This window comes from Pseudophaeobacter leonis (assembly GCF_002087335.1).
In the GTDB taxonomy this organism is placed as follows: domain Bacteria; phylum Pseudomonadota; class Alphaproteobacteria; order Rhodobacterales; family Rhodobacteraceae; genus Pseudophaeobacter; species Pseudophaeobacter leonis.
The window spans coordinates 13653-34776 of record NZ_MWVJ01000135.1 but is presented as its reverse complement, the minus strand read 5'-3'; the positions used below and the strand labels follow the sequence as shown (position 1 = coordinate 34776).

Annotated in this window: 15 protein-coding genes and 3 pseudogenes; 9 read left to right on the top strand and 9 right to left on the bottom strand. The window is 59.2% G+C overall.

The features are described 5' to 3' along the window. Window positions 1-120 precede the first annotated feature (120 nt). A complete protein-coding gene (locus B4968_RS22925; protein WP_083101471.1) occupies window positions 121-411 on the bottom strand; it encodes an SCP2 sterol-binding domain-containing protein in 291 nt (96 codons plus the stop codon). Window positions 412-524: 113 nt separating this feature from the next. On the opposite strand from B4968_RS22925, the gene B4968_RS22920 reads away from it, so the two are divergent. The 5 genes and pseudogenes from B4968_RS22920 to B4968_RS22900 all read left to right on the top strand — a co-directional run bounded on the left by B4968_RS22920 (window position 525) and on the right by B4968_RS22900 (window position 5777). Then, entirely contained in the window at window positions 525-1094 is a 570-nt protein-coding gene (locus B4968_RS22920; RefSeq protein ID WP_083101470.1) for a hypothetical protein, read from the top strand. A gap of 33 nt (window positions 1095-1127) precedes the next feature. After that, on the top strand, window positions 1128-4145 hold the full coding sequence (locus B4968_RS22915) for a helicase-related protein (RefSeq protein ID WP_083101469.1): 3018 nt from the start codon (window positions 1128-1130) through the stop codon (window positions 4143-4145). Between the two features lie 6 nt (window positions 4146-4151). Beyond that, a pseudogene (locus B4968_RS22910) lies at window positions 4152-4525 on the top strand (RNA-binding S4 domain-containing protein). 64 nt (window positions 4526-4589) lie between these two features. Continuing rightward, complete coding sequence (gene fdxA, locus B4968_RS22905) at window positions 4590-4928, top strand: ferredoxin FdxA (RefSeq protein WP_083101468.1); 339 nt, start codon at window positions 4590-4592, stop codon at window positions 4926-4928. A gap of 336 nt (window positions 4929-5264) precedes the next feature. Continuing rightward, entirely contained in the window at window positions 5265-5777 is a 513-nt protein-coding gene (locus B4968_RS22900) for a CarD family transcriptional regulator (RefSeq protein ID WP_083101467.1), read from the top strand. Window positions 5778-5866: 89 nt separating this feature from the next. Here the strand turns inward: B4968_RS22900 and cobS are convergent, their stop codons facing one another. Further along, entirely contained in the window at window positions 5867-6625 is a 759-nt protein-coding gene (gene cobS, locus B4968_RS22895; protein WP_083101466.1) for an adenosylcobinamide-GDP ribazoletransferase, read from the bottom strand. A 100-nt stretch (window positions 6626-6725) separates the two neighbouring features. Between cobS and cobT the strand changes: the two are divergent. Next, window positions 6726-7741, top strand: a pseudogene (gene cobT, locus B4968_RS22890) (nicotinate-nucleotide--dimethylbenzimidazole phosphoribosyltransferase). Between the two features lie 153 nt (window positions 7742-7894). Here the strand turns inward: cobT and B4968_RS22885 are convergent. The 3 genes and pseudogenes from B4968_RS22885 to B4968_RS22875 all read right to left on the bottom strand — a co-directional run bounded on the left by B4968_RS22885 (window position 7895) and on the right by B4968_RS22875 (window position 11723). Further along, a complete protein-coding gene (locus tag B4968_RS22885; RefSeq protein ID WP_083101474.1) occupies window positions 7895-9772 on the bottom strand; it encodes a cation:proton antiporter domain-containing protein in 1878 nt (625 codons plus the stop codon). A gap of 194 nt (window positions 9773-9966) precedes the next feature. Then, a pseudogene (locus B4968_RS22880) lies at window positions 9967-11188 on the bottom strand (PAS domain-containing protein). A 79-nt stretch (window positions 11189-11267) separates the two neighbouring features. After that, the gene (locus tag B4968_RS22875) at window positions 11268-11723 is read right to left on the bottom strand and encodes an Lrp/AsnC family transcriptional regulator (protein ID WP_083101465.1); all 456 of its coding nucleotides are present in this window, start codon (window positions 11721-11723) and stop codon (window positions 11268-11270) included. A 169-nt stretch (window positions 11724-11892) separates the two neighbouring features. On the opposite strand from B4968_RS22875, the gene hppD reads away from it, so the two are divergent. After that, window positions 11893-12993 (top strand): 4-hydroxyphenylpyruvate dioxygenase, encoded by a 1101-nt coding sequence (gene hppD, locus B4968_RS22870; RefSeq protein WP_083101464.1) that lies wholly within the window; start codon window positions 11893-11895, stop codon window positions 12991-12993. Between the two features lie 143 nt (window positions 12994-13136). Here the strand turns inward: hppD and B4968_RS22865 are convergent, their stop codons facing one another. Beyond that, entirely contained in the window at window positions 13137-15929 is a 2793-nt protein-coding gene (locus B4968_RS22865) for a hypothetical protein (RefSeq protein ID WP_083101463.1), read from the bottom strand. Between the two features lie 174 nt (window positions 15930-16103). On the opposite strand from B4968_RS22865, the gene B4968_RS22860 reads away from it, so the two are divergent. Then, entirely contained in the window at window positions 16104-16835 is a 732-nt protein-coding gene (locus tag B4968_RS22860; RefSeq protein ID WP_083101462.1) for an SIMPL domain-containing protein, read from the top strand. Between the two features lie 85 nt (window positions 16836-16920). Here the strand turns inward: B4968_RS22860 and B4968_RS22855 are convergent, their stop codons facing one another. Both B4968_RS22855 and B4968_RS22850 read right to left on the bottom strand, forming a co-directional pair. Continuing rightward, the gene (locus B4968_RS22855) at window positions 16921-18210 is read right to left on the bottom strand and encodes an O-acetylhomoserine aminocarboxypropyltransferase/cysteine synthase family protein (RefSeq protein ID WP_083101461.1); all 1290 of its coding nucleotides are present in this window, start codon (window positions 18208-18210) and stop codon (window positions 16921-16923) included. 196 nt (window positions 18211-18406) lie between these two features. Beyond that, on the bottom strand, window positions 18407-19396 hold the full coding sequence (locus B4968_RS22850; protein WP_083101460.1) for a GT-B fold glycosyltransferase domain-containing protein: 990 nt from the start codon (window positions 19394-19396) through the stop codon (window positions 18407-18409). A gap of 253 nt (window positions 19397-19649) precedes the next feature. Here B4968_RS22850 and B4968_RS22845 point away from each other — a divergent pair, with 253 nt between their 5' ends. Beyond that, entirely contained in the window at window positions 19650-19970 is a 321-nt protein-coding gene (locus B4968_RS22845; protein ID WP_241525938.1) for a hypothetical protein, read from the top strand. A gap of 193 nt (window positions 19971-20163) precedes the next feature. Here B4968_RS22845 and B4968_RS22840 read toward each other — a convergent pair whose 3' ends face one another. Further along, a complete protein-coding gene (locus B4968_RS22840; RefSeq protein WP_083101459.1) occupies window positions 20164-21039 on the bottom strand; it encodes a hypothetical protein in 876 nt (291 codons plus the stop codon). Window positions 21040-21124: the final 85 nt, after the last annotated feature.

Sequence of the window (21124 nt, the reverse complement as noted above, 5' to 3'; positions counted from 1 at the left end):
GGCCTACCCGGATACGCAGCCCGTCATCGGTGGTTGCCCAATGGGCCTGTCCCGTTTCGGGTCCTTCTGCAATTTCGGCAAAATAGGGCGCGGGGGTCAGGTCCATCAGGCTTTTATCCATCAGGCCAGCGCCGAGGCCAGCTGCATGGCGGTGCCCCTGTCGCCATCAATGGTCAGTTTACCAGACATAAAGGCGCTGGTGGGGTTCATCTCACCGGTCAGGATGCCCTGAAAGGTCTCGGCATCGGCAGACATGGTGACATCGGCCTCATCATCGCTGACGCGCGCGCCGTTGCTGTCCAGAAAGATGGCGCCCATGCCTTCGATCTCGAATTTTGCCGAGGCACTAAATTCACTGCCCGCCAGTTTCTCATTCATGGCCGCTGCGGCCTGTTCAAGCGTTTCGCTCATTGTCACATCCTTTGGTCATTTGTGCAGCACGTCGCACCGAAAACTGCAATTTTGCGTGAAGCAGCTGCTTCCGGCACTAGAAAAATCATGCCGCAAGGTTACACTGGGCCATCATGATTGCAAATCACCTGAACCTCAAAGCTATCGTGGCGGCAACGCTGATTACAGTCACGATTTCCATGCCTTTGGCAACATCTGCGTCCGAAAAAGCGGAGGAAAGCGCATTGCTGACTGCGCTGGTTTCCGCTGATGCGGCTGCAGCACGCGCGCTCGACCGCGAGTTGCAGGCGCTGTGGCGCAAGAGCGGATCACCCGCGATGGACCTGTTGCTCAAGCGCGCAGGCAAGGCGTTTGAGGCGCATGATCTTGCCGCGGCCATCGACCATCTGACCGCGCTTACCGATCATGCGCCCGATTTTGCCCGCGGCTGGTTCGAGCGGGCCCGCGCCTATCATGCGGCCGGGCTGTATGGGCCCTCGGTGGCCGATCTGGAGCGCGCTTTGGCGCTGAACCCAAATGACTACAATGCGATCTATGCGCTGGGCACGGTGTTTGAGCAGTTCCGCAAGCCTGAGCGCGCCTATGAGGCCTATTTGCGGGCCAAGGCTATACATCCGCATCATGAGGAAGTACTCAACGCGCTGGAAAGACTGCGGCCGCTGGCTGCAGGCAAGGATCTATAACCGCCTTTCAGGCGTGCGCGGAGGCTAGAGTTGATGGCAGGCACATCTCGCGTCGTGGCCGTTCTGGGGCCCACCAATACCGGTAAGACACACTACGCCATCGAGCGGATGCTGGGGCACCGCACCGGCATCATGGGCTTTCCGCTGCGGCTTTTGGCGCGGGAGGTCTATGACAAGATCGTCGCCATTCGCGGACCTTCAGTGGTGGCGCTGGTCACCGGTGAAGAGCGCATCGTGCCGCCCCGCGCGAAATATTGGATCTGCACGGTCGAGGCGATGCCGCCGGGCATGGGCTGTGATTTTCTCGCGATTGATGAGATCCAGCTCTGTGCCGACCCTGAACGGGGGCATGTCTTTACCGAGCGGCTGTTAAAATCACGCGGCACCAATGAGACGTTGTTTCTGGGGGCCGACACCATGCGCGGGCCGATTGCAGCGCTGGTGCCGGGGGTGGACTTTTTGCGCCGTGAGCGCATGTCAGAGCTGGTCTATGGTGGATCAAAAAAGATCAGCCGAATGCCGCCGCGTACCGCCATCGTCGGCTTTTCTGTCGACAACGTCTATGCCATCGCCGAGCTGTTAAAGCGGCAAAAGGGCGGCGCGGCCGTGGTCATGGGGGCGCTGTCGCCCCGCACCCGCAACGCGCAGGTGGCGCTGTATCAGAACGGCGAGGTTGACTATCTGGTGGCCACCGACGCCATTGGCATGGGCCTCAATCTGGATATCGACCATGTGGCGTTCTCGGCCACCAGCAAGTTTGATGGCCAGCGCATGCGTCCTTTGAACCCGAGCGAGCTGGCGCAGATTGCCGGCCGGGCCGGGCGCGGCATGAGCCACGGCAGCTTTGGCGTCACCGGCGACGCACGTCCGCTGCAGCCTGAGGTGGCCGAGGCGATTATGGACCACCAGTTTGAGCCGCTGAAAAAGCTCAACTGGCGCTCAACAGATCTTCAGTTTGGCACGGTGGACGCCCTGATACGGTCGCTCGAATCAACCCCCAGGGACGAGGTGCTGGTGCGGGCCCGCGAGGCGGATGATCTGGGGGCGCTGAAATACCTCTCCCGCGACAGCGGCATAATTTCGCGCACCACCAATGCGCAATCTGTGCGCCTGTTGTGGGATGTGTGCCGTATTCCGGATTTTCGCGGCATCTCTCACGGCGAGCATGCCTCTCTTATTGGTGGCATATTCGAGTATTTGCATGGTGGTGGCGTGGTGCCGGACGACTGGCTCGCACGGCAGGTGAAACGGATCGACCGCATCGACGGCGATATTGATACCCTCTCCAAGAGACTCGCCTTTATCCGCACATGGACTTATGTTTCTCAACGAAAAAATTGGCTGCGTGACGAAAGCCATTGGCGTGGCGTGACGCGCGCTGTAGAAGACAGGTTGTCAGATGCGCTGCACGAGCGCTTGACTCAGCGATTTGTGGACCGGCGCACATCCGTGCTCTTGCGCCGGCTCAAACAGAAGGAGGCCCTTTTGGCCGAAGTGAATGACAAGGGTGAAGTAACCGTCGAAGGCGAATTCGTCGGACGGTTGGACGGGTTCCGGTTTACCCCGGACAAAAGTGCGCAGGGTGCCGAGGCAAAGACATTGATGTCTGCTTCGCTACAGGCGCTGGCGCCGCAATTCCATCTGCGCGCCGACCGTTTTTACAATGCGCCCGATACCGAGATCGACTTCACCGAGCAGGGTGGCCTGATGTGGGGCGATGCTGCCGTGGGTAAACTGGTTGCGGGTGCTGACCCGCTGTCGCCACAGGTTGAGGTTTTTGTCGACGACACTGCCGGTGCAGATGTGGCGCAAAAGGTAGAGCGCCGTCTGCAGCATTTTATCTCGCGCAAGGTGCAGGCGCTGTTTGAACCGCTGATCAATCTGCAAAAAGACGAAGAGCTGACCGGGCTTGCCCGTGGCTTTGCCTTCCGTCTGGTTGAGGGGCTTGGCCTGTTGCCGCGCCAATCGGTGATGCAAGAGGTCAAAGATCTGGATCAGGACGCACGTGGCGCGCTGCGCAAGCACGGCATCCGGTTTGGCCAGTTCACTATTTTTATGCCGCTGCTGTTGAAACCGGCTCCGACGCGTCTGCGTCTGGTGCTGTGGTCGTTGGCAAATGGCGTGCAGGAATTCCCCGAAGCGCCGCCTCCCGGCCTGGTCACCGTCCCGGCCGCCAAGGATGCGCCGCAGGGCTATGACACCATGTCCGGCTACCGCGAAGCGGGCGAGCGGATGATCCGTATCGACATGCTTGAGCGTCTGGCAGATATGCTGCGGGCTGAAGATAGCCGTGGTGGCTTTGAAGCCAAGGCGGATATGCTGTCGATTACTGGCATGACGCTGGAGCAGTTTTCCGACCTGATGCAGGGTCTTGGCTATCGGGCTGAAAAAGGCGAGCGCGCCAAGGTGAAAGCGGCTCCTGAAGCGCCAAAAGCCGAGGTGAAACCTGAGGCCGCACCCGAGGCAGCCCCTGAGGACGCATCTGCGTCTGACGCGCCTGCGGATGACGCATCCGTATCTGCTGCACCTGTTGATGCAGCGCTTGCTGCGAGCGAGGCGCCGTCCGAGGCTGAAACTTCGGAAGCTTCTGCACCGGAAGCTGCTGCTGAGAAGGCTCCTGCGGAAGATCAGGCCAAAGAGGCAGAGCAACCTGTCGAAATGGAGGTGTTTTACACCTTCGCCTGGGGTGGTCGCGCCCGTCAGGGCGGTGGCAATCGTGGCCAGCGCCGAGGCCAGGCAGGCAACCAGGGTGGCAATCAGGGACAGGACGCACGCGCCGAAGGGGCTGCATCCGGTCAGGACACCCAGGCTGGTCAGGACCGACGCGGTGGTGGCAAACCCCGTGGCGCTGGCGGTCAGGGACGCTCAAATGACAAAGCCGGTGGCAAGCCGGGCGGTCGTCCAGCTGGTAAACCCGGTGGCAAAAAGGGCGGTCGCCCTCAGCAGCAAGGCAGTAAGACCTATTCTGCGCGCCCACCGAAAAAAGAGAAGCAAATCGATCCGGACAACCCCTTTGCGGCAGCTCTGATGGGGCTGAAGCAGGGGAACTGATCCCGGATGGAGGCACCGGCAGAGAAGATCCGGATCGACAAGTGGCTTGGCATGCGCGGTTTTTCAAAACACGCAGCCTTGCCGCGAAACAGGTCAAAGCCGGACATCTGCGCCTCAATGGCAGTAAGATCACAAAAACAGCTCAGAGCGTCACCCAGGGGGATGTTCTGAGTTTTCCGCAAGGCAGACAGACCCGCCTGGTTGAGGTTGTCGCGATTGGCGAGCGGCGCGGCCCGGCCCCCGAAGCCCAGGCCCTTTACCTAGATAAGACGCCTAAGCAGGACATCGTACCTGCAAATCCCGGCTTTGAGGGAAAAGGGCGCCCGGATAAGAAGACACGCAGGGCGCTTGATCTTTCTCGGGACAGGGCCCCAACGTGACGTCTTGAAGGTCGCGCGACTCTGGATTAGCTAGTGGCCAAACAGCAAATGGGACCGAGCCCACATGACCTATGTCGTTACGGATAACTGCATCGCCTGCAAATACACCGATTGTGTCGAGGTGTGCCCGGTCGATTGTTTCTATGAAGGTGAAAACACTCTGGTGATTCACCCGGATGAATGCATCGACTGTGGCGTGTGCGAACCCGAGTGCCCGGCAGATGCGATCCGCCCGGACACCGAGCCGGATATGGATAAATGGGTTGAGTTCAATCGGAAATACTCCGAAATGTGGCCCGTGATCATCTCGAAAAAGGACCCGATGCCAGAGGCAGAAGAGCGCGATGGTGAAGAGGGTAAGCTGGAGAAATACTTCTCCGAAGCGCCTGGCGAAGGCGGCTGAGCCGACTGCGTCACATCTGAATTGGAAAAATTTGGCGCTGTTTTTGCGCTGAGTTAACCCCGGATTGCGCGGTTTCTTGTGGAAATTTGCCACAACACCAGTTTCCCTGCCTTTCGGGGGGGCTGTTTTTGTGATACACTCTCTCAAGATGTGTGAAAAAATAGAACCCTTGTCGCGCCGTGCATTCACTGCAGGGCGTGTCCCGGGGGATTGACCCACGGCGACGATTGACCTCTTGACCTGCTTTTGCAGATCCGGAGCGATAGCGTTGCCGTTGTTGTGTCGGATGCGCAGCCTGCCGGGCTGCTCCGGGCTCAAGTGCAAGGAAAGATCTGTATGACAAAATCGAAGAAGCTCGCATTCCGCCCTGACGAATTTGTGGTTTATCCTGCCCATGGGGTGGGACAGATCATTTCAGTTGAGGAGCAGGAAGTGGCCGGCTTTGCGCTGGAGCTTTTCGTGATCACCTTTGAAAAGGACAAGATGACCCTGCGGGTGCCAACCAACAAGGCAATCGAAGTCGGCATGCGCTCGCTCAGCTCGCCTGATGTGATCAATCAGGCGATGAAGACGCTCAAAGGCAAGGCCAAGGTCAAACGCGCCATGTGGTCTCGCCGGGCGCAAGAATATGAGCAAAAGATCAACTCGGGTGATCTGATCGCGATTGCTGAGGTGGTGCGCGACCTGCACCGCACTGACGATCAGCGGGAGCAGAGCTATTCGGAGCGTCAGCTCTATGAGGCGGCTTTGGAGCGTCTGACGCGCGAAGTGGCTGCTGTTGCCGGCGGCGATGAAATCCTTGCGGCCAAGCAGGTCGGAGATGTCCTTACCTCACGGGTCGCCGCCTGATCCGCACTCCCGATTTCCGCAGCCTGCGAGGGCTCGATTGCTAAATCCAAAAGCCCGTCGCCATTGGCCGCGGGCTTTTTTGTTGGGGCTCAGCCCAAAACACACACCAGGGTGAGCAACCCGGTGATTTCACAGAGCTGCTGACCCGCGCCCAAGACATCGCCAGTCTGCCCGCCGATCTTGGCCCGGGCCAGATGTCCAAACCCAAGGGTCATAAGGCAAAGCATCGCCACAACAGCAAAGCCGCCCGCCCCCAGCAAGGGCAGGGACAGCGCGACGGCGAGGCCAAGGCCCAGCCCCACCGCCCGCCGGGACGGGCGGCCGACGCTTTGCGAAAGTCCAGACTGGCGGGCATTGGGAAGCCAATGCATCAGCACCGGCATCATCGCACGGCTGAGCAGCGCCAGGGCCAGCAGGCTCCAGACATGCCCCTGTTCCATCAAAAGCGCTATGCCCTGCCAGCGCAGGCCAATCCCCAATATTAAAGCCAACACGCCGTAGCTGCCGATCTGGCTGTCTTTCATGATGTCCAACCGACGCTTGGGCTCAAAGCCACCCCAAAACCCATCGGCACAATCTGCCAGCCCGTCTTCGTGCATGGCACCGGTCAAAAGAACCTGAACCAGCAAAACCAGCCCTGCCGCCAGTGATGTGGACAGGCCGAGCGTCAGTGCCGCGCTCGCGACCAGAGCAGCAGGCAGGTTCACCGCCAGGCCAGCCAGCGGGAAGGCCCAGACCGCCTGCGATTGGCGCTGAAAGCTACTGCTGGCCAGTTTCGGCAGCGGCAATCGGGTCAGCAGCACCAATGCCAGGGGAATATCCACCAGAGATATGTCGTTTTTTCGCATGTGCGGGCCTCTTGCGGGACTTGCGAAGCAGCCATGAGCCGCTAAACAGAATGAAATCCGATTTACGCGCGTCCGCCGCTCAGATGCAACGAGGCTTTACATGCTGCCATCACTCTCTTCTCTCGATGATTTCCGCGCCCAGCTGGCCCAGGCCAGCGCCCCTGACCAGACTGCGCTGGCTGGGGCTGCAGCGCGCAACAGTCAGTTGACCAAACCACCAGCGGCGCTGGGGCGTCTGAGGAGCTGGCTATCTGGTATGGCGGTTGGCGCGGCAGTGACCAGCCCGCGATTGCATCGCCACAGGGGATCATCTTTTCTGGCAATCACGGCGTGACGGCGCAGGGCGTTTCGGCCTTCCCTCCAGAGGGGACGGCGCAGATGGTGAGCAATTTTCAACAGGGCGGCGCAGCGATCAATCAGCTGGCCAGTCTGGCAGGCGCGCGGATGGATGTGCATGCGCTGGATCTCGACACTCCGGTGCAGGATTTCGCCCAGGGCGCTGCAATGAGCGAGGCTGACCTGCTGGCGGCGCTGCAGGCCGGCTGGAACGCGGTTGACCCCGAGGCAGATCTTTTGGTTGTCGGCGAGATGGGCATTGGCAACACCACTCCGGCTGCGGCGCTGGCCCATGCTCTGTTTGGCGGTGCGGCTGCCGACTGGACCGGGCGTGGCACCGGCGTTGATGACGCAGGACTGGCCAATAAAACCCGCGTCGTAGCAGAAGGGGTAGCCCTGCATGCAGCAGCGATCACCGATGGTCTGGATGCACTGGGGCGGCTTGGCGGGCGTGAGATCGCAGCTATGGTCGGCGCAATTGCTGCGGCGCGCATCCTGCATATTCCGGTGATTCTGGATGGCTTTATCTGCTGCGCCGCTGCGGCCTGTCTGCAGCAGCTCAGCGCCACAGCACTAGATCATGCTGTTGCCGGGCACCAAAGCGCCGAAAGCGCCCATGCCGCCTTATTGGAGAAACTGGACAAAGAGCCCCTGTTGGCGCTGGGGCTGCGTCTTGGCGAAGGATCCGGGGCAGCCCTTGCGATCCAGATCCTGAAAGGCGCTGTTGCCTGCCACAGCGGCATGGCCACTTTTGCCGAGGCGGGCGTTACCGACGGCTGAGATCAGTCTTTACAAGGTAGCAACAGGCCTCCCGATTTTGATTTTTGGCGGCCTGCCTTTTTGCATCCAAGAAGGCAGGCTTACCTTACCTTACCATGCCGGACTGGGAGGGCAGGCTGGGCTGGATTGCTCTTATTGCTGCCAGCGCAGAGTTCAGCGCGCGTTGCGGTCCTGTCTTTCGGCCAGCTCCAGCAGGGCGACCTCAAGCTCTTTTTCCAGCTCGCGCGCTTTTTCAATATAGGCCTGGTTCTCGCTTGCCGGGGTTCCCGGCACCCATAGAGCCGCCAGCTCCCGCAGGGTGACACGGTCATGGGCATAAAAGGTCTGTTCGGCCTGAGCCGCCTCATATTCGCTGAGGCCAATTTTTTCGAGCACATAGCGCCCGGCGCGCAGGGAGCTGTCGAACATCTCGCGCACAATATCATTGGCGCCGGCCTTATAGAGTTCAAACACATGGTTGCGATCATAGGCGCGTGCAATGATGTGCAGATCTGGGTAGGCACGGCGTGCATAGGCGACCATCTTGACCGATTGTTCCGGGTCATCCAGCGCCACCACCAGGACTTGTGCCTTGGCAATGCCGGCTGCTTTCAGCAGTTCGGGGCGGGTTGGATCACCCAAAAAGCTTTTCACGCCAAACCGGCGCATCAGCTGTACCGCTTGCATGTCATTGTCCAGCAGAACGGTCTTAAAGCCGCTGGCACGCACCAGGCGGTGAACGATCTGACCAAAGCGGCCAATGCCGGCTATGATCACTGGCCCCTGTTCGTCGATTTCATCGTCTTCGTGCTCGACGCGGGCCTCGCCCTGATAGTGGGACAGCAGGTCATATATGATGAACAGGAGCGGCGTGATCAGCATCGACAGCGCAATGATAAGCAACAGCTTTTCTGCCAGAGGCGCCGGAATGACGTTCTGTTGCAGGGAAAAGGCAAGCAGCACAAAGCCGAACTCGCCTGCCTGGGCGAGGCCAAGGGTAAAGAGCCAGTGGTTGCGGCCTCTGAGGCCAAAAGCGCGGCCAACAAAGAACAGGATTACGCCCTTGGTGAGGATGACCAGAAGCGCCAGACCCAACAGATCCGCCGGATCGGCCAGAAACAGTCTGTAGTTGATGCCTGCGCCCACAGTGATGAAGAACAGCCCCAAAAGCAGGCCTTTAAAGGGGGTGAGATCGCTCTCCAGCTCATGGCGAAATTCGGAGTTCGCCAGAACCACCCCGGCAAGGAAGGCTCCAAGCGCCGGAGACAAGCCTACCAAGGTCATCAGAAAGGAGATGCCAACCACAATCAGCAGCGCCAGCGCGGTATACATTTCGCGCAGGTTGCTGGCGTGAATAAAGCGAAACAGGGGCTGTGTCAGATAGATACCCGCCAGAACAACCACTCCGATCATGCCGAGGGTCGTGAGCGTTACGGCCCATCCCGGCAGACCCGCCACCAGAGAGAGCGTTTCATGGGCTGCCGTATGGGCCGCATCACCGCGCGCGATTGATCCATCAGAGCTGAACTGAGGCGTCGGCCCCATTGCCAGCAGCGGCAGAAAGGCAAGGATTGGGATAACGGCAATATCCTGGGTCAGCAGCACCGAGAAGGAGGCACGCCCCCCGCCTGTCTGCATCAGACCTTTCTCTGACAGTGTCTGCAGCACAATCGCAGTGGAAGACAGCGACAGCGCCAGGCCAATAGCAAGGCTAACCTGCCAGGTTTCGCCTGCAAACAGCCCCGCGACCATCAGAGCAAGCGTGCTCAGCAGGATTTGCAAACCGCCAAGCCCGATCAGTTTGTGACGCATGGCCCAAAGGGCACGGGGATCGAGCTCCAACCCGATCAAAAACAGCATCATGACAACGCCGAATTCCGCAAAGTGCTGAAGATCTGCGGTCTCTGCTCCCACCAGTCCAAGAACGGGGCCGATGAAAATACCGGCTGCCAGGTAGCCCAAAACAGAGCCAAGTCCAAGGCGCGCGGCAATGGGTACGGCGATGACAGCGGCTGCGAGATAGATGGTAGCCTGATACAGAAAAACGTCCATGGCACTGGTATCGCAAGCGGCTTGCGCCTTGGCAACGGTTTTAGCGACACAGGCGGAGGGGGAAACATTCCGGGCCATCTGCAAAAGGGGGTGGCAAATGCTTTGGCAAATAAAAAACGACGGCCAGGTTGCCCTGTCCGCCGCTCATTTTCCTGTGGTGCCTGTTGGAGTGTCCAGGCGGCGCCAGACTGTGACTAGTGATCCATCATTCTGATTTCATTACTTAGTTTGGTGATGTTTTCCAGGCGGCGCGAGATGCGCTCCTGAAAAACGCCAAGTTGGTCGATGATGTCAGACAGGGTCTCACCAGACTCTGGCAGACGCGCGCTTTCGATTTTACACAGGACACGGGTAGAGCTTAGCCCGAGGAACTGACGGTGCATAACCTGGCAGGCGCGCATGATGCGATCGGCCTCATGGTCGACCTCTTCCACGCCTTTGCGGCCACGCTCTTTCTCCGTCGCGACCAGATCGTTGAGGATCTTTCTTTCCGCCTCAAGATTAACATCACCAAGGCCGCGTTTCTCTGTTTTGAGCTGCGCATTGCATTCAATCAGGATGCGCGCCATGCCTTCGATAAACAGGCTATTGGTCACAGCCAGTTTAATGGTGTTGAAGTTGCTGTTTTCACCCATAACGTGCGCAGCAAACCAATCCGACATTTCGCGCGACATAGCGCCATAGTTCTGGGACAATACGGTGACAGGGCCGCCCGAGGGCTCGATACGTGATGCAATGACCCGCAAATTATGCGGGATCGTGTGCATTGCATCAAAATCTTTGACCAGGCCCTGGGTCTCATCCACCAGCGTTTCAGCATTGGTTGAGCATTTTGCGCAGCTCTACGATTTTGGGGTCTTTGGCGCGCTCTAGATTCATGTCACGCGACAGCAATTCCTCGCTGAGGGCATAGGTGGCAAATTGATGATAATTTTCAAATCCTCTGCTTCGGATCCACTCCATCATCATTTCGCTGCTGTCTTCGGGGCTGACTTCCCCGGAGGCTTCAGCTTTGTGCATTTCAGCATAGAAGCGCTTTACGTCTTCGAACAGGGCACTGCTTGGACGGATCCGTGTCGATACAAAGCCGCCTTCACAGGGCGTGATCACGGCCAAGACCCAGTAATACAGGCCATCCTTTGCCTTGTTTTTGATATAGGCCGTGGTGGGAGAGCCCTGTTTGAGCAAATCCCAAATCAAGTGAAACATACCACGTGGTGTATCTGGATGACGAACGATCTTGTGTGGGGCGCCAATCAGCTCTTCCCAGTCGTAGTGGGCGACGCGTTTGAAAACGTAGTTGCCAGCTTGGATGACACCTCTCTCGTCGGTACGTGAAAAGAAAACCTCGTTTAGGGCAAAGGGAGCTTCACCATTGGAGGGGCGGGTTTCTATGCGACGGTCTACAAAGGACAATGGAGCGTTCCACTTCTAAATCAGGCTGAACTGACCTCTAAACTGGAAACCTTCCTTTATTGTTAAGTCGAAAATTTTGTTAAGTTGGCAGGGGCGCGTCGCGTTTCAGTTGTGCCATGACGATCTGGCTTTGGACGCGGGCCACTGCCGGATGCGGCAACAGGATCTCGTGGATCAGCTGATTGAGCGCCTGCAGATCGCTGCAGTAGACCCGGAGCAGATAGTCGGCCTCTCCGGTCATCGTCCAAGCCGAGGTGATCTCGGGCCGGGTGCTGACCAAACGGCTAAAGCTTTTTGACTGTTCCGGCCCGTGACTGGCAAGGTTCACATGTACAAATCCCTGCACCGTCAGACCCAGCTTTGCCGGATCAAGCTGGGCGCAATAGGCCTGGATGTAGCCTTCAGCCTCAAGCCGCTGCCTGCGTCTGCCGGCCTGACTGGGAGAGAGATTGAGCAATTCGCCCAACTCTTGCGCGGTGAGATGCGCGTTCTTTTGCAAAGCCGCGAGGAGTTTGGTGTCAGTTTGGTCGATCATATGCGTTGATTTTCTGTTTTTTGCCAATAGTGCGCGTAAATTGCGTATCAATAAAGCGTAAACATACGAAGAACGCGCAAAACATGCATGTGAACTGCGGTATTCTGTTCAGGAACAGACAGCCAGAGCGCAGCCAGACTGCAGCACGCGACAATTGGAGGAAACCAACATGGGTCCATTCCCGCATAACGCCCCGAAAACAGTGATCAGTGCAGAGAATCCAGCCGGAACCGACGGGTTTGAATTCGTGGAATTCGCCAGCCCAGACCCCCAGGAGCTGCGCGACCTCTTCACCAAGATGGGCTACGAGCTGGTCGGGCACCACAAAACCAAACCCGGTATTGAGCTTTGGCAGCAGGGTGACATCACCTATATTCTCAATGCCGAAAAGGGCAGCTTTGCGGACAGGTTCGTCGCCGAGCACGGACCCTGCGCCCCTGCGATGGGCTGGCGTGTGGCTGATGCGCAACAGGCGTTTGATCACGCGATCTCAAAAGGGGCCGAGGCCTATGAGGGCGCTGACAAGACAATGGATGTGCCTGCAATCAAGGGCATTGGTGGCTCGCTGATCTATTTCATCGACCAGTATTACGAGACATCCCCCTACAATACCGAGTTCGAGTGGACCAAACAGTCCAAGCCGCGTGGCGTTGGCTTCTACTACCTCGATCACCTCACCCACAATGTCTACAAGGGCAATATGGACAAGTGGTTCAAGTTTTATGAGGGGCTGTTCAACTTCAAGGAAATTCGCTTCTTTGACATCGAAGGCAAGTTCACCGGCCTGTTGAGCCGGGCGCTGACCTCTCCCTGTGGCCGGATTCGCATCCCGATCAACGAGGACCGCGGTGAGACCGGCCAGATTGTGGCCTACCTCAAGAAATACAAAGGCGAGGGCATCCAGCATATCGCGGTTGGCGCCGAGGATATCTATAGCGCCACGGACGAGATCGCAGAGCGCGGCATCACCTATATGCCAGCGCCCCCAGCCGCCTACTATGAGCTAAGCCATGATCGAGTGGTGGGCCATGATGAGCCGCTGGACCGGATGCAGAAACACGGGATTCTGATCGACGGCGAAGGTGTTGTTGATGGCGGCGAAACCAAAATTCTGCTGCAGATCTTCTCCAAGACAGTGATTGGCCCGATCTTCTTTGAGTTCATCCAGCGCAAAGGCGATGATGGCTTTGGCGAGGGCAATTTCAAGGCTCTGTTCGAGTCGATCGAACGCGAACAGATCGCCAATGGGGAGCTCGACGCCGCAGAGTAGGCAGCGAGAGCAGGCAGCGTCTGGCTGCTGAAGAGACTAAATTCAGAATGCCGGGCCTTGATGAGGCTCGGCATTTTGCTTTTTGGGCGGAAGAATACCTACCCCAATACTGACAGCGTTAGAGGCCCTGGTCTCGCATGGGATCAATCTCCGGGAAGCTTTAGCGTGGTGTTGGTGCCGCGTTTTTGGTACTGCAACTGACTGTTGCCAATGGCCACCACCGTGCCGCCATCAATGCGGTCGCCGACGCGCACTTTGCGGTAGCGGCCAGAGGGCAGCCGGATGAGAGCCTGGCGGTCCGAGGGTTTCCCGGAGACGCCGATCAGATTGATGTTTCGCAGATTGATGGCATTGGTCACGGTCGCCTGGCGGGCCACAGAGGCCGAACTGGGCAGGCTGGGGGCCACGGTCACTGGCGCCACGGTCACGGCAGCTGCAGCGGTGGCGGGGACGCTGGTCTGACGCCTTTGGGCCCGATCAACCAGATTGGCAAAGTTGCTGGGACGCGGCCGCGGCGATTTCGATGTCACGATGGCCAGAGCACTAACCGGTTGGTTTTCCTGTTCTTCTGTCTTCAGGCTGGCGGGGCGCGCCCGGGGTCGGACGCTTGCCCGCTCCGCGCGGCTGAGGCCGCCCAGAAGGGCACGTTCAGCCCTTTCCAGCAGATCAGAGGGGCGCAGCTTGGGGCGTTTGCGCGACAGGCTGGCGAGCCGGGCGTTTTCAGCCTCGGCCTCGGCCGCCGCGATCTCGGGTTCGCCCCGCTCTGGTGTTGCGGGGGGCACGACAACTGGTCGCCCGAGATAGACCATCACCCCGTCAGGGTTCAGCGTCCCTTCTGGTGTTGCGGTAACCAACCCACGGCTATCACGGGTGAAATCACGGCCAACAGACACCGGAGAGCTGAGCGTGTCCGGTTCCGGGTCCTGTGCCACTTCTGGCGCAGCGGGCAGGGCGACCGCATCCTGGGACAGGTCGCTGTTGTCAATGGAGGCGATGTAGATCTCATCCAGCGAGATCAGGGCAGGCGCCTCTGCGATCCCCCGCACCTGTTGCCAGATGCCGGTCGCGGCATAAAGTGCGGCCTCACTTAACGCAGTCGAGGTCTCTTGCTCCTGACGCTGCCTTGCTTCAGTCGGACTGCCTTCAAACGTATCAAGCACGGGCTGACCCGTGCTTGCATCCAGTTCTGTCTGTGTTTCAAAGGCGGTAGCTGCATCAGGCTGCTCCAGCGCGCTCAGCTCAATAACGCCCGGATCGGGCTGGCCGGGAATCGCACTGACCTGTGGCGCGATGCTGACAGGCTCGGTTTCCGTCTCGCTCAACAGGATCGGTGCGACGGGCTCAAGAGGGGGGGCGGGTTCAGTCGCAACATCACCGCTGTCGTCGGCCTCTTGGGGGGCGGTCTCCTGGGGCGCGGTCTCCTGAGGCGCGGTTTCCTGGGGGAGAGGCCGCTCGGTGGGCAGAAGGCTCTCGCCAAGGTCGCCATCGTGAAGACGGTCTTGTGGTGGCCGTTCTGAGGAAAAGAACAAACCGCCTTCGGACAGCAGCGCAAAGGCTGCGACCGCAGCCATCACCAGCAAGAGCACAGCCGTCAGCATCAATCCCAGGTGGCGTGGCTTGCCCTTTGTCGCGCCTGCCGTCAGGCTGTTTGAGGCCTGCGCACCCGCTTTGCTAATGGTGGTGATTGTGGGGTGGGCAGAGGCAGGAGCGGCAGAGCGGGGGGAGGCGCCTCCGACCGGCGTACTGGCAGCAGGCGCACTGGTCACAGGTACACTGGCAGCAGGCGCACCGGTCACAGGTATACTGAACGCAGCCGAGGTATTGTCAGCCTCTTTGAGGGCTGCAATCGGTTTTGCCCCACCCGCCGCTTTGGTCTCGGTTGGAGCGCGCGCAGCGGTAAGTTGTGCCGTCGCACTGCCAGCCGCAGGCGGCAGGGTGGCGATCTCGTGCTCATCAGACCTGGCAGACGCCTCGCCAGAGCGAATTTTGGAGTGGGGGCTAGAGGCTGGAACGGTCTTGCTGGCACTTGGAACGGCGAGCTTGCCTGCAGGCGTGTTTGCAGCAGGTTGAGGCGCGTTCTGTGCACCGGCGCGGGCCGGGGGGGCATCCGTAACCAAGGTGTCTGCCGGGGCAGAGCCTCTGCGTCGTCGGCTGCTAAAGCCCTGAATTGGTCCGCTTTCTTCCTCCCCCTCTTCAGTCGCATCAGCTGCGGTCAGCTCTGCGTTATCCCCAGCGTGTTCAGATGCAGCAGGGGCCTCTGGCAAGGTCAGGGCGGCGGAATTTTTCTTGTTGCGCCCCGCCCCGGAGGCGGGCTCAGGGTCTACTGAAACAGAGCCCGCGTCTTCGAGGCGTGTCTGCGGTGCTTCTGTGTCCGTATCCGGTGCGGAGGGGGGGCTTGGCGGCTCTGCCGGACCCACATCGACCACGGCGATGCCGTCTGGCTCTACCAAGGTGGTCCCAAGCGAGGGGGCCGGGCCAAAGAATGGTTCGCCAAGGAAACCCAGATCGCCGGGGGCGGCAACGAAAGAGGCTGGCGTAAAGCCATTGTCCAGCGCAAAGGCCTCGGCCTCGGCCAAAGTCTCATGTGCCACTGCGGCGATATGTGTTTGGCTTCCGTCTTCAGACAGATCAAACGCCAGATCATCTACCGAATAGGGCGTGGCCCCTTCGAGGGCCGCGCGGGCCATGCGCCGCCGGCTTTCCAGATCGGAAATGCCCGTTTCAATGGTAAGGTAGCGGATCTGATCATTTGGAATGATCAGTTTGCAGGTGCCGCTGGCCTCCAGAGCCTCACCCTTGGCCCGCAGGGTTGCGAGCTCAGCCGTGAGATCCGCACTGTCGAGTGGCACAATTCCCACATTCCGCCAGCCTCCGGCAGCACGATGCAGCAGAACAATACCCTCGGCGGAAAGAGAAAGAGCAAACCCCGGTTTCATGATGCGGTCAAACCATCCAAATTCTGTAAAGCCGGGACCGCGAGGAGTCCTTTCAGGCCGTCAGAGGCGATCATAAAGCAGGACTTCGCCGAGTGAAAGGAAAAGAGCGCGCCTTCCCCTTGTCAGCGGCGATCTGCCATCCCCATCTTAGGGCAGAACAATGGAGCCTGCGCAATGAAAACAAAGACAGTTTTGGTCACCGCCCTGGCGATGGCCCTCACCTTTGGTGGCCCAGCGGTTGCTGATAGCCGACAAGACCGCCAGATTACGGTCACCGGCGAGGCCCGTGTCGAGGTCGCACCGGACCTGGCGGTGATTACGCTCGGGGTCAGTAAAGAAGCCAGTGAGGCGAGTGCGGCCATGGCGCTGGTTTCTGAGGATATGGCGGCTGTTGTCGCAGAGCTGCGCGCCTCTGGTATCGCGCCGCGCGATCTGCAAACCCAGCGGATCTCGCTGCAGCCGGTCTGGTCCAAATCAGGGTCCTATGACAGCCCGACTGAGCGCAAGATCACCGGGTTTGCGGCCTCAAACACTCTGATGCTGCGGGTGCGGGATCTGGACCAGTTGGCGGCAGTTCTGGATCGGGTGCTCGGCGCTGGGGTCAATCAGTTTCAGGGCCTGCGCTTTGATGTGCAGGATCATGCCAGCCTGCAAGATAGCCTGCGTGCAAAGGCGGTAGCAGATGCGATCCATAAGGCGGGCCTGCTGGCCGAGGCCGCAGGCGTGACACTGGGCCCTGTGCGGGTGATTACAGATCACAATCAGGGCGGTGGTCAGCCGATGATGGCAATGGAGATGGCCCGCAGCGCGGCAATGCCGGTCGAGGCCGGAGAGCTTGCGTTTTCGCACAGCGTTCAGGTGGTGTTTGATTTGCTCATACCTGACTCTGAACAGGCATCTGATTAGGCTGAAGCCACCCTCGTGACATGGAAAAAAGGCCGGGCATGTGTTTGCCCGGCCTCTATCATTCTAGCTGATCTGGCGTGCCGTCTTAGCTGCAGGCTTTGGTCAGGGCCTGATCCATGTCGCGGATCAGATCGGCAGGATCTTCGAGGCCAATCGAGATACGCACAACATTGGCGCCCGCGCCTGCGGCCTCTTGCTGTTCAGCAGACAGCTGGCGGTGGGTGGTCGACGCCGAGTGGATGATCAGGGACCGGGTGTCGCCAAGATTGGCCACAGGGCTGAAGATTTCCAGCGAATCCACCAGCTTGATGCAGGCGTCATAGCCGCCTTTGACCGCAAAGGTGAACAAGCCACCGGCGCCTTTAGGGTAGCATTCCTGGGCCCGCAGGTAATAGGGCGAGGACTCGAGACCGGCATAGGTGACATAGTCGACCCGGTCGTCCTGCTCCAGCCACTGGGCGACCTCCATGGCGTTTTCGCAGTGACGCTGCATGCGCAGCGACAGGGTCTCAACCCCCATCAATGTGTAATGCGCGGCCTGCGGGTTCATCGTCATGCCAAGATCACGCAGACCGATGGCGATGCCGTGGAATGTAAAGGCCAGACCACCAAAGGTCTCATGGAACTTCAGGCCGTGGTAGGCGGGTTCTGGCGCCGAAAGCGAAGGGAATTTGTCGCTGGCGGACCAGTCAAATTTGCCAGAGTCGATCACGGCCCCACCGGTGACGGTGCCATTGCCGGTGAGGTATTTGGTGGTGGAATGCACCACCAGTGTTGCGCCCTTGGCAATGGGGTTGCACAGATAGGGTGTCGCTGTGGTGTTGTCGACGATCAGCGGAACGCCAGCCGCATCCGTCACATCCGCCAGCGCGCGGATATCGGTGACATAGCCGCCAGGGTTGGCAATGGATTCACAAAACACCGCGCGGGTGTTTTCGTCAATCGCTGCCGCAACCGCGTCCAGATCATCGGTGTCGACAAAGGTGGCCGACCAGCCAAAGCGTTTGATGGTCTGACTGAACTGGGTGACGGTGCCACCATAGAGCCGGGTTGAGGCGACGATATTGCAGCCTGGTGCCATCAGGGGAAACAGTGCCATGATCTGTGCTGCGTGACCCGAAGAGCAGCAGACCGCTCCGACGCCGCCTTCGAGTGTTGCAAGAACTTCTTGCAGCACGGCGACGGGGTTGGTCAGTCGGGAATAGATAAAGCCGACTTCCTGCAGGTTAAACAACGCGGCGGCGTGGTCGGCATCGCGAAACACATAGCCAGTTGTCTGGTAGATCGGTGTCTGGCGTGCGCCGGTTGCCGGGTCAGGCTTGGCGCCGGCGTGAATTTGCAATGTATCAAAGCCATAGGCTGGTGCATCACTCATGTGGTCTTCTCCCTCATCAAAGCTGTTGCAAGATGTGTAGGACAGCTTGCCTTTGGGATCAACGCAGGCGAGTCATATGGGACCATTCAGGCGGCACAACCGGCTAAACACAGGAAAATATCCCGCGGCACCACCAAAGGCGCCTGTGGCGCTAGGCTAGGAGGCTTGTTGCGGAACACCTGCCGACCAAGCGCGGTCAGCGGATCCAGAGACCTTCGGATTTTATCTTGTTGCGAATGGCCTGCTCGCGCCGTGGCAAATGTGCCTGGTCAAACAGCGCGCGGACCTTTTCGCCGCGATTCTGATACACAAGGCGTTTGATCGGCTCGTAGGTTTTGAGGACCTTCTTGAGCCAGTTTGGCGCGGCGACCGTCTGCAGAAGCTCTATCACCGCATCCCTTTCGCGGGCATAGAGCAGCGGAAAGAGGCGATAATGGCAGCTGGTTTTTCCATCCAGAAATCCTGCGGGTAGGGCATCGCGACCACCGCCAAAAGAATGGATCACCAGCGGCAGAGCCACCTGATCCAGCCAGGGGTCCAGAGATTGGCCAACCAGTTCAATCGGGGGATCTGACAGGATGGAGTGCGCATAGCTGGCAAACCGTGCGCCAAAGGCACGCGGGCAGGCGCCATAAAAGAAGCCCGCATTGAAATAGAGATAGCGCTGCCAGTACTCATCCGGCTGGCTCAGATCCAGCGTGCTGTCCATCTCAAGGTCAAATCGCTGATAAAGCGCGCGCCAAATTTGTTCGTATCCCGGCCCATAGAGGGTCGGCTTGGGCCAGGTGCCTTCGCGCCGCATTGACGCCGAGGGGCGGGAGAAATCAACCGGCACATCCGTCAGCTCGCCCGTGATCAGCGTGTCGCTGTCAAAAAAGACAAAGGGCTCGGCCTCAGGCAGGGCCTGCAGCGCCTCGATCTTATTGCCATAGGGGTAGGCCTCGCCAAATATCTGGTTTTCAAACGGCAGCACCTCGACGCCAAGCCGCGCAAAAGCGTCCAGAACGCCAGCGTTGCGGATGCTGGGATTTTTCTGCCACAAAGGGCCGGGCTGGGGCGTGGCCACAAACAGGCGGCCGGAAAAACGGGGCGAGCTGTGGCGCAGAGAGGCGGCAAACAGCAGCGCCTCATATTGCAAACGACCGGCCTGGCCAATGATCATGACGTTAAAAGACTGCTGCGCCATCGGTTTTCCTGTCTTCCACCTCTTGCGAGCGGTTGGGGCTTGGGTGCTTTATGATCTATATTCGAAGTGGTTCCGGGTCAAAAGCCAATCCTGCTGAAGAGGCGCCAAAGACCCCAGCCGCGTCTTGTTGGTATCAGTTCAGTTCGGAGGTTTTTGATGTTGAGATTTTTATCCGCGATCGCGTTGGGATTGGCCACCTTGCCCTATTCGGCGCAGGCTGCCCCCTTTAACCGCCGCAGAGGTAAAGCCCATTTTGCTGGCGACCAAGGCCAATTGGGTTTCTGTGCGTGAATTTGACGGACAGGACCTTCTCTATGTTACGCATCTGTGGTCCTGGCGCTGCGGGCTTTCCGAGATGCGTAGCGGCATCAATGGAGCGTTGCCCGAAACCTGGGTTTTGCCACCCTGCCACATGGACCTGGCAACGCCCAACGCCATCCTGGAGCAGGATGGCCTGCCTTTCAGACGATATCCGCTGCAGACGATCACACGGGTTTCGATTGATCTGTTGTTTGATGACGAGACAGTAGAGACGGTCACGGTCAACCGGGCCGGGCAGCCGGTTTCGCCTTGAGGCCGCAGAACTGAGGCCGCAGAACTGAGGCCGCTGGGCGGGGGCGGGGGCGGGGCGTACGCGGGCGTTTGCGCCAGTGTTCGGCGGGTTGATCAGGTTGGCTGACGAGATAAGGCGCTTGTTTTTGCTGGACTGGTTCCAGCTTGTGCCAGCTTATATCACTCGGTGCATCACCCGGACCACAACAACGCAGTCAGGGCGCGATCAGGGTCACGCCCGGTATACGTTGCACTTGATCGATGTCTTCCTCGTAGATCTCGCTGACAGTGTCCACTATGGCGTCTGTCCAGCCGGGAAGGTCGATCTCTTCCTCCAGCTCATCTTCGTTGGCGTATTTATCAAGAAAGGCCGCATAGATCCGGCGCCGGTGCGTCTCAGAGAGTTCGGTATGTTTCGCGAGATAGCTTCGCAAGCGACGCATGCCTTCACGGTTCATGATCGCCGACAGCAGGTCCATGCCGCCCTCCAGGCGCTCGTCAATACCCAGCCCGGACATGTCCCGGATAATCTGGCCCCAAATCAGCGGCATATCCTCAAAGCACCACACCGTAATGGGGACATTGGGGGCGGCGTGGCGCAGGCGAATAAGAAGATCCGACCATCGCAAATGATAGGGGTCGAGCTCGCTCAGCAGTTCTGATTTTCGCTGAGGACTGGCGTTTGCCAAAAGGCCAGGCAGCATGGTTGCGGGATTTCGCAGCCCGATAAAGAGCTCCAGCTGATCGGGGGCAAACAGTTTTTGCATCGACATCAGGCGGGCTTCGGCTTCTGGATAGAACTGGTTGTCTTCGATGGCCTGGCGTTGCGAGCCAAAGAAATGCGCATTTGACAGCACAACCCGGTCGGCCTGTTCTTCTTCCAGAATGGCATCCCAGAGCACATCCCGGGATTCAGGCGCAGCACTGCCTTCTTGCAATGCCGCGATGCAATCCTTCAACAGATACCGATATTTCCCCGGGCCGGGCACAACGGTGCCATGACGGCGAAAGCGGTCTTTGTTCCGCAAGAGTGTCTTCAGCAGACGGTCTTCTTCGGTTCCATGTGCGCCGCAATGAAAAATCACCTGCATCGGTTTGTCCGTCTCCTGTCATTTTGGGACGCCTCAGGCTTACTCTGCTGCGTCATACAGGTCAAACTCCCCGCTTGGCACGCAT

Excerpts from the sequence above, each read along its gene's own strand:
- B4968_RS22925 (WP_083101471.1), bottom strand. The coding sequence starts at position 411 with ATGAGCGAAACGCTTGAACAGGCCGCAGCGGCCATGAATGAGAAACTG.
- B4968_RS22920 (WP_083101470.1), top strand. The coding sequence starts at position 525 with ATGATTGCAAATCACCTGAACCTCAAAGCTATCGTGGCGGCAACGCTG.
- B4968_RS22915 (WP_083101469.1), top strand. The coding sequence starts at position 1,128 with ATGGCAGGCACATCTCGCGTCGTGGCCGTTCTGGGGCCCACCAATACC.
- fdxA (WP_083101468.1), top strand. The coding sequence starts at position 4,590 with ATGACCTATGTCGTTACGGATAACTGCATCGCCTGCAAATACACCGAT.
- B4968_RS22900 (WP_083101467.1), top strand. The coding sequence starts at position 5,265 with ATGACAAAATCGAAGAAGCTCGCATTCCGCCCTGACGAATTTGTGGTT.
- cobS (WP_083101466.1), bottom strand. The coding sequence starts at position 6,625 with ATGCGAAAAAACGACATATCTCTGGTGGATATTCCCCTGGCATTGGTG.
- B4968_RS22885 (WP_083101474.1), bottom strand. The coding sequence starts at position 9,772 with ATGGACGTTTTTCTGTATCAGGCTACCATCTATCTCGCAGCCGCTGTC.
- B4968_RS22875 (WP_083101465.1), bottom strand. The coding sequence starts at position 11,723 with ATGATCGACCAAACTGACACCAAACTCCTCGCGGCTTTGCAAAAGAAC.
- hppD (WP_083101464.1), top strand. The coding sequence starts at position 11,893 with ATGGGTCCATTCCCGCATAACGCCCCGAAAACAGTGATCAGTGCAGAG.
- B4968_RS22865 (WP_083101463.1), bottom strand. The coding sequence starts at position 15,929 with ATGAAACCGGGGTTTGCTCTTTCTCTTTCCGCCGAGGGTATTGTTCTG.
- B4968_RS22860 (WP_083101462.1), top strand. The coding sequence starts at position 16,104 with ATGAAAACAAAGACAGTTTTGGTCACCGCCCTGGCGATGGCCCTCACC.
- B4968_RS22855 (WP_083101461.1), bottom strand. The coding sequence starts at position 18,210 with ATGAGTGATGCACCAGCCTATGGCTTTGATACATTGCAAATTCACGCC.
- B4968_RS22850 (WP_083101460.1), bottom strand. The coding sequence starts at position 19,396 with ATGGCGCAGCAGTCTTTTAACGTCATGATCATTGGCCAGGCCGGTCGT.
- B4968_RS22840 (WP_083101459.1), bottom strand. The coding sequence starts at position 21,039 with ATGCAGGTGATTTTTCATTGCGGCGCACATGGAACCGAAGAAGACCGT.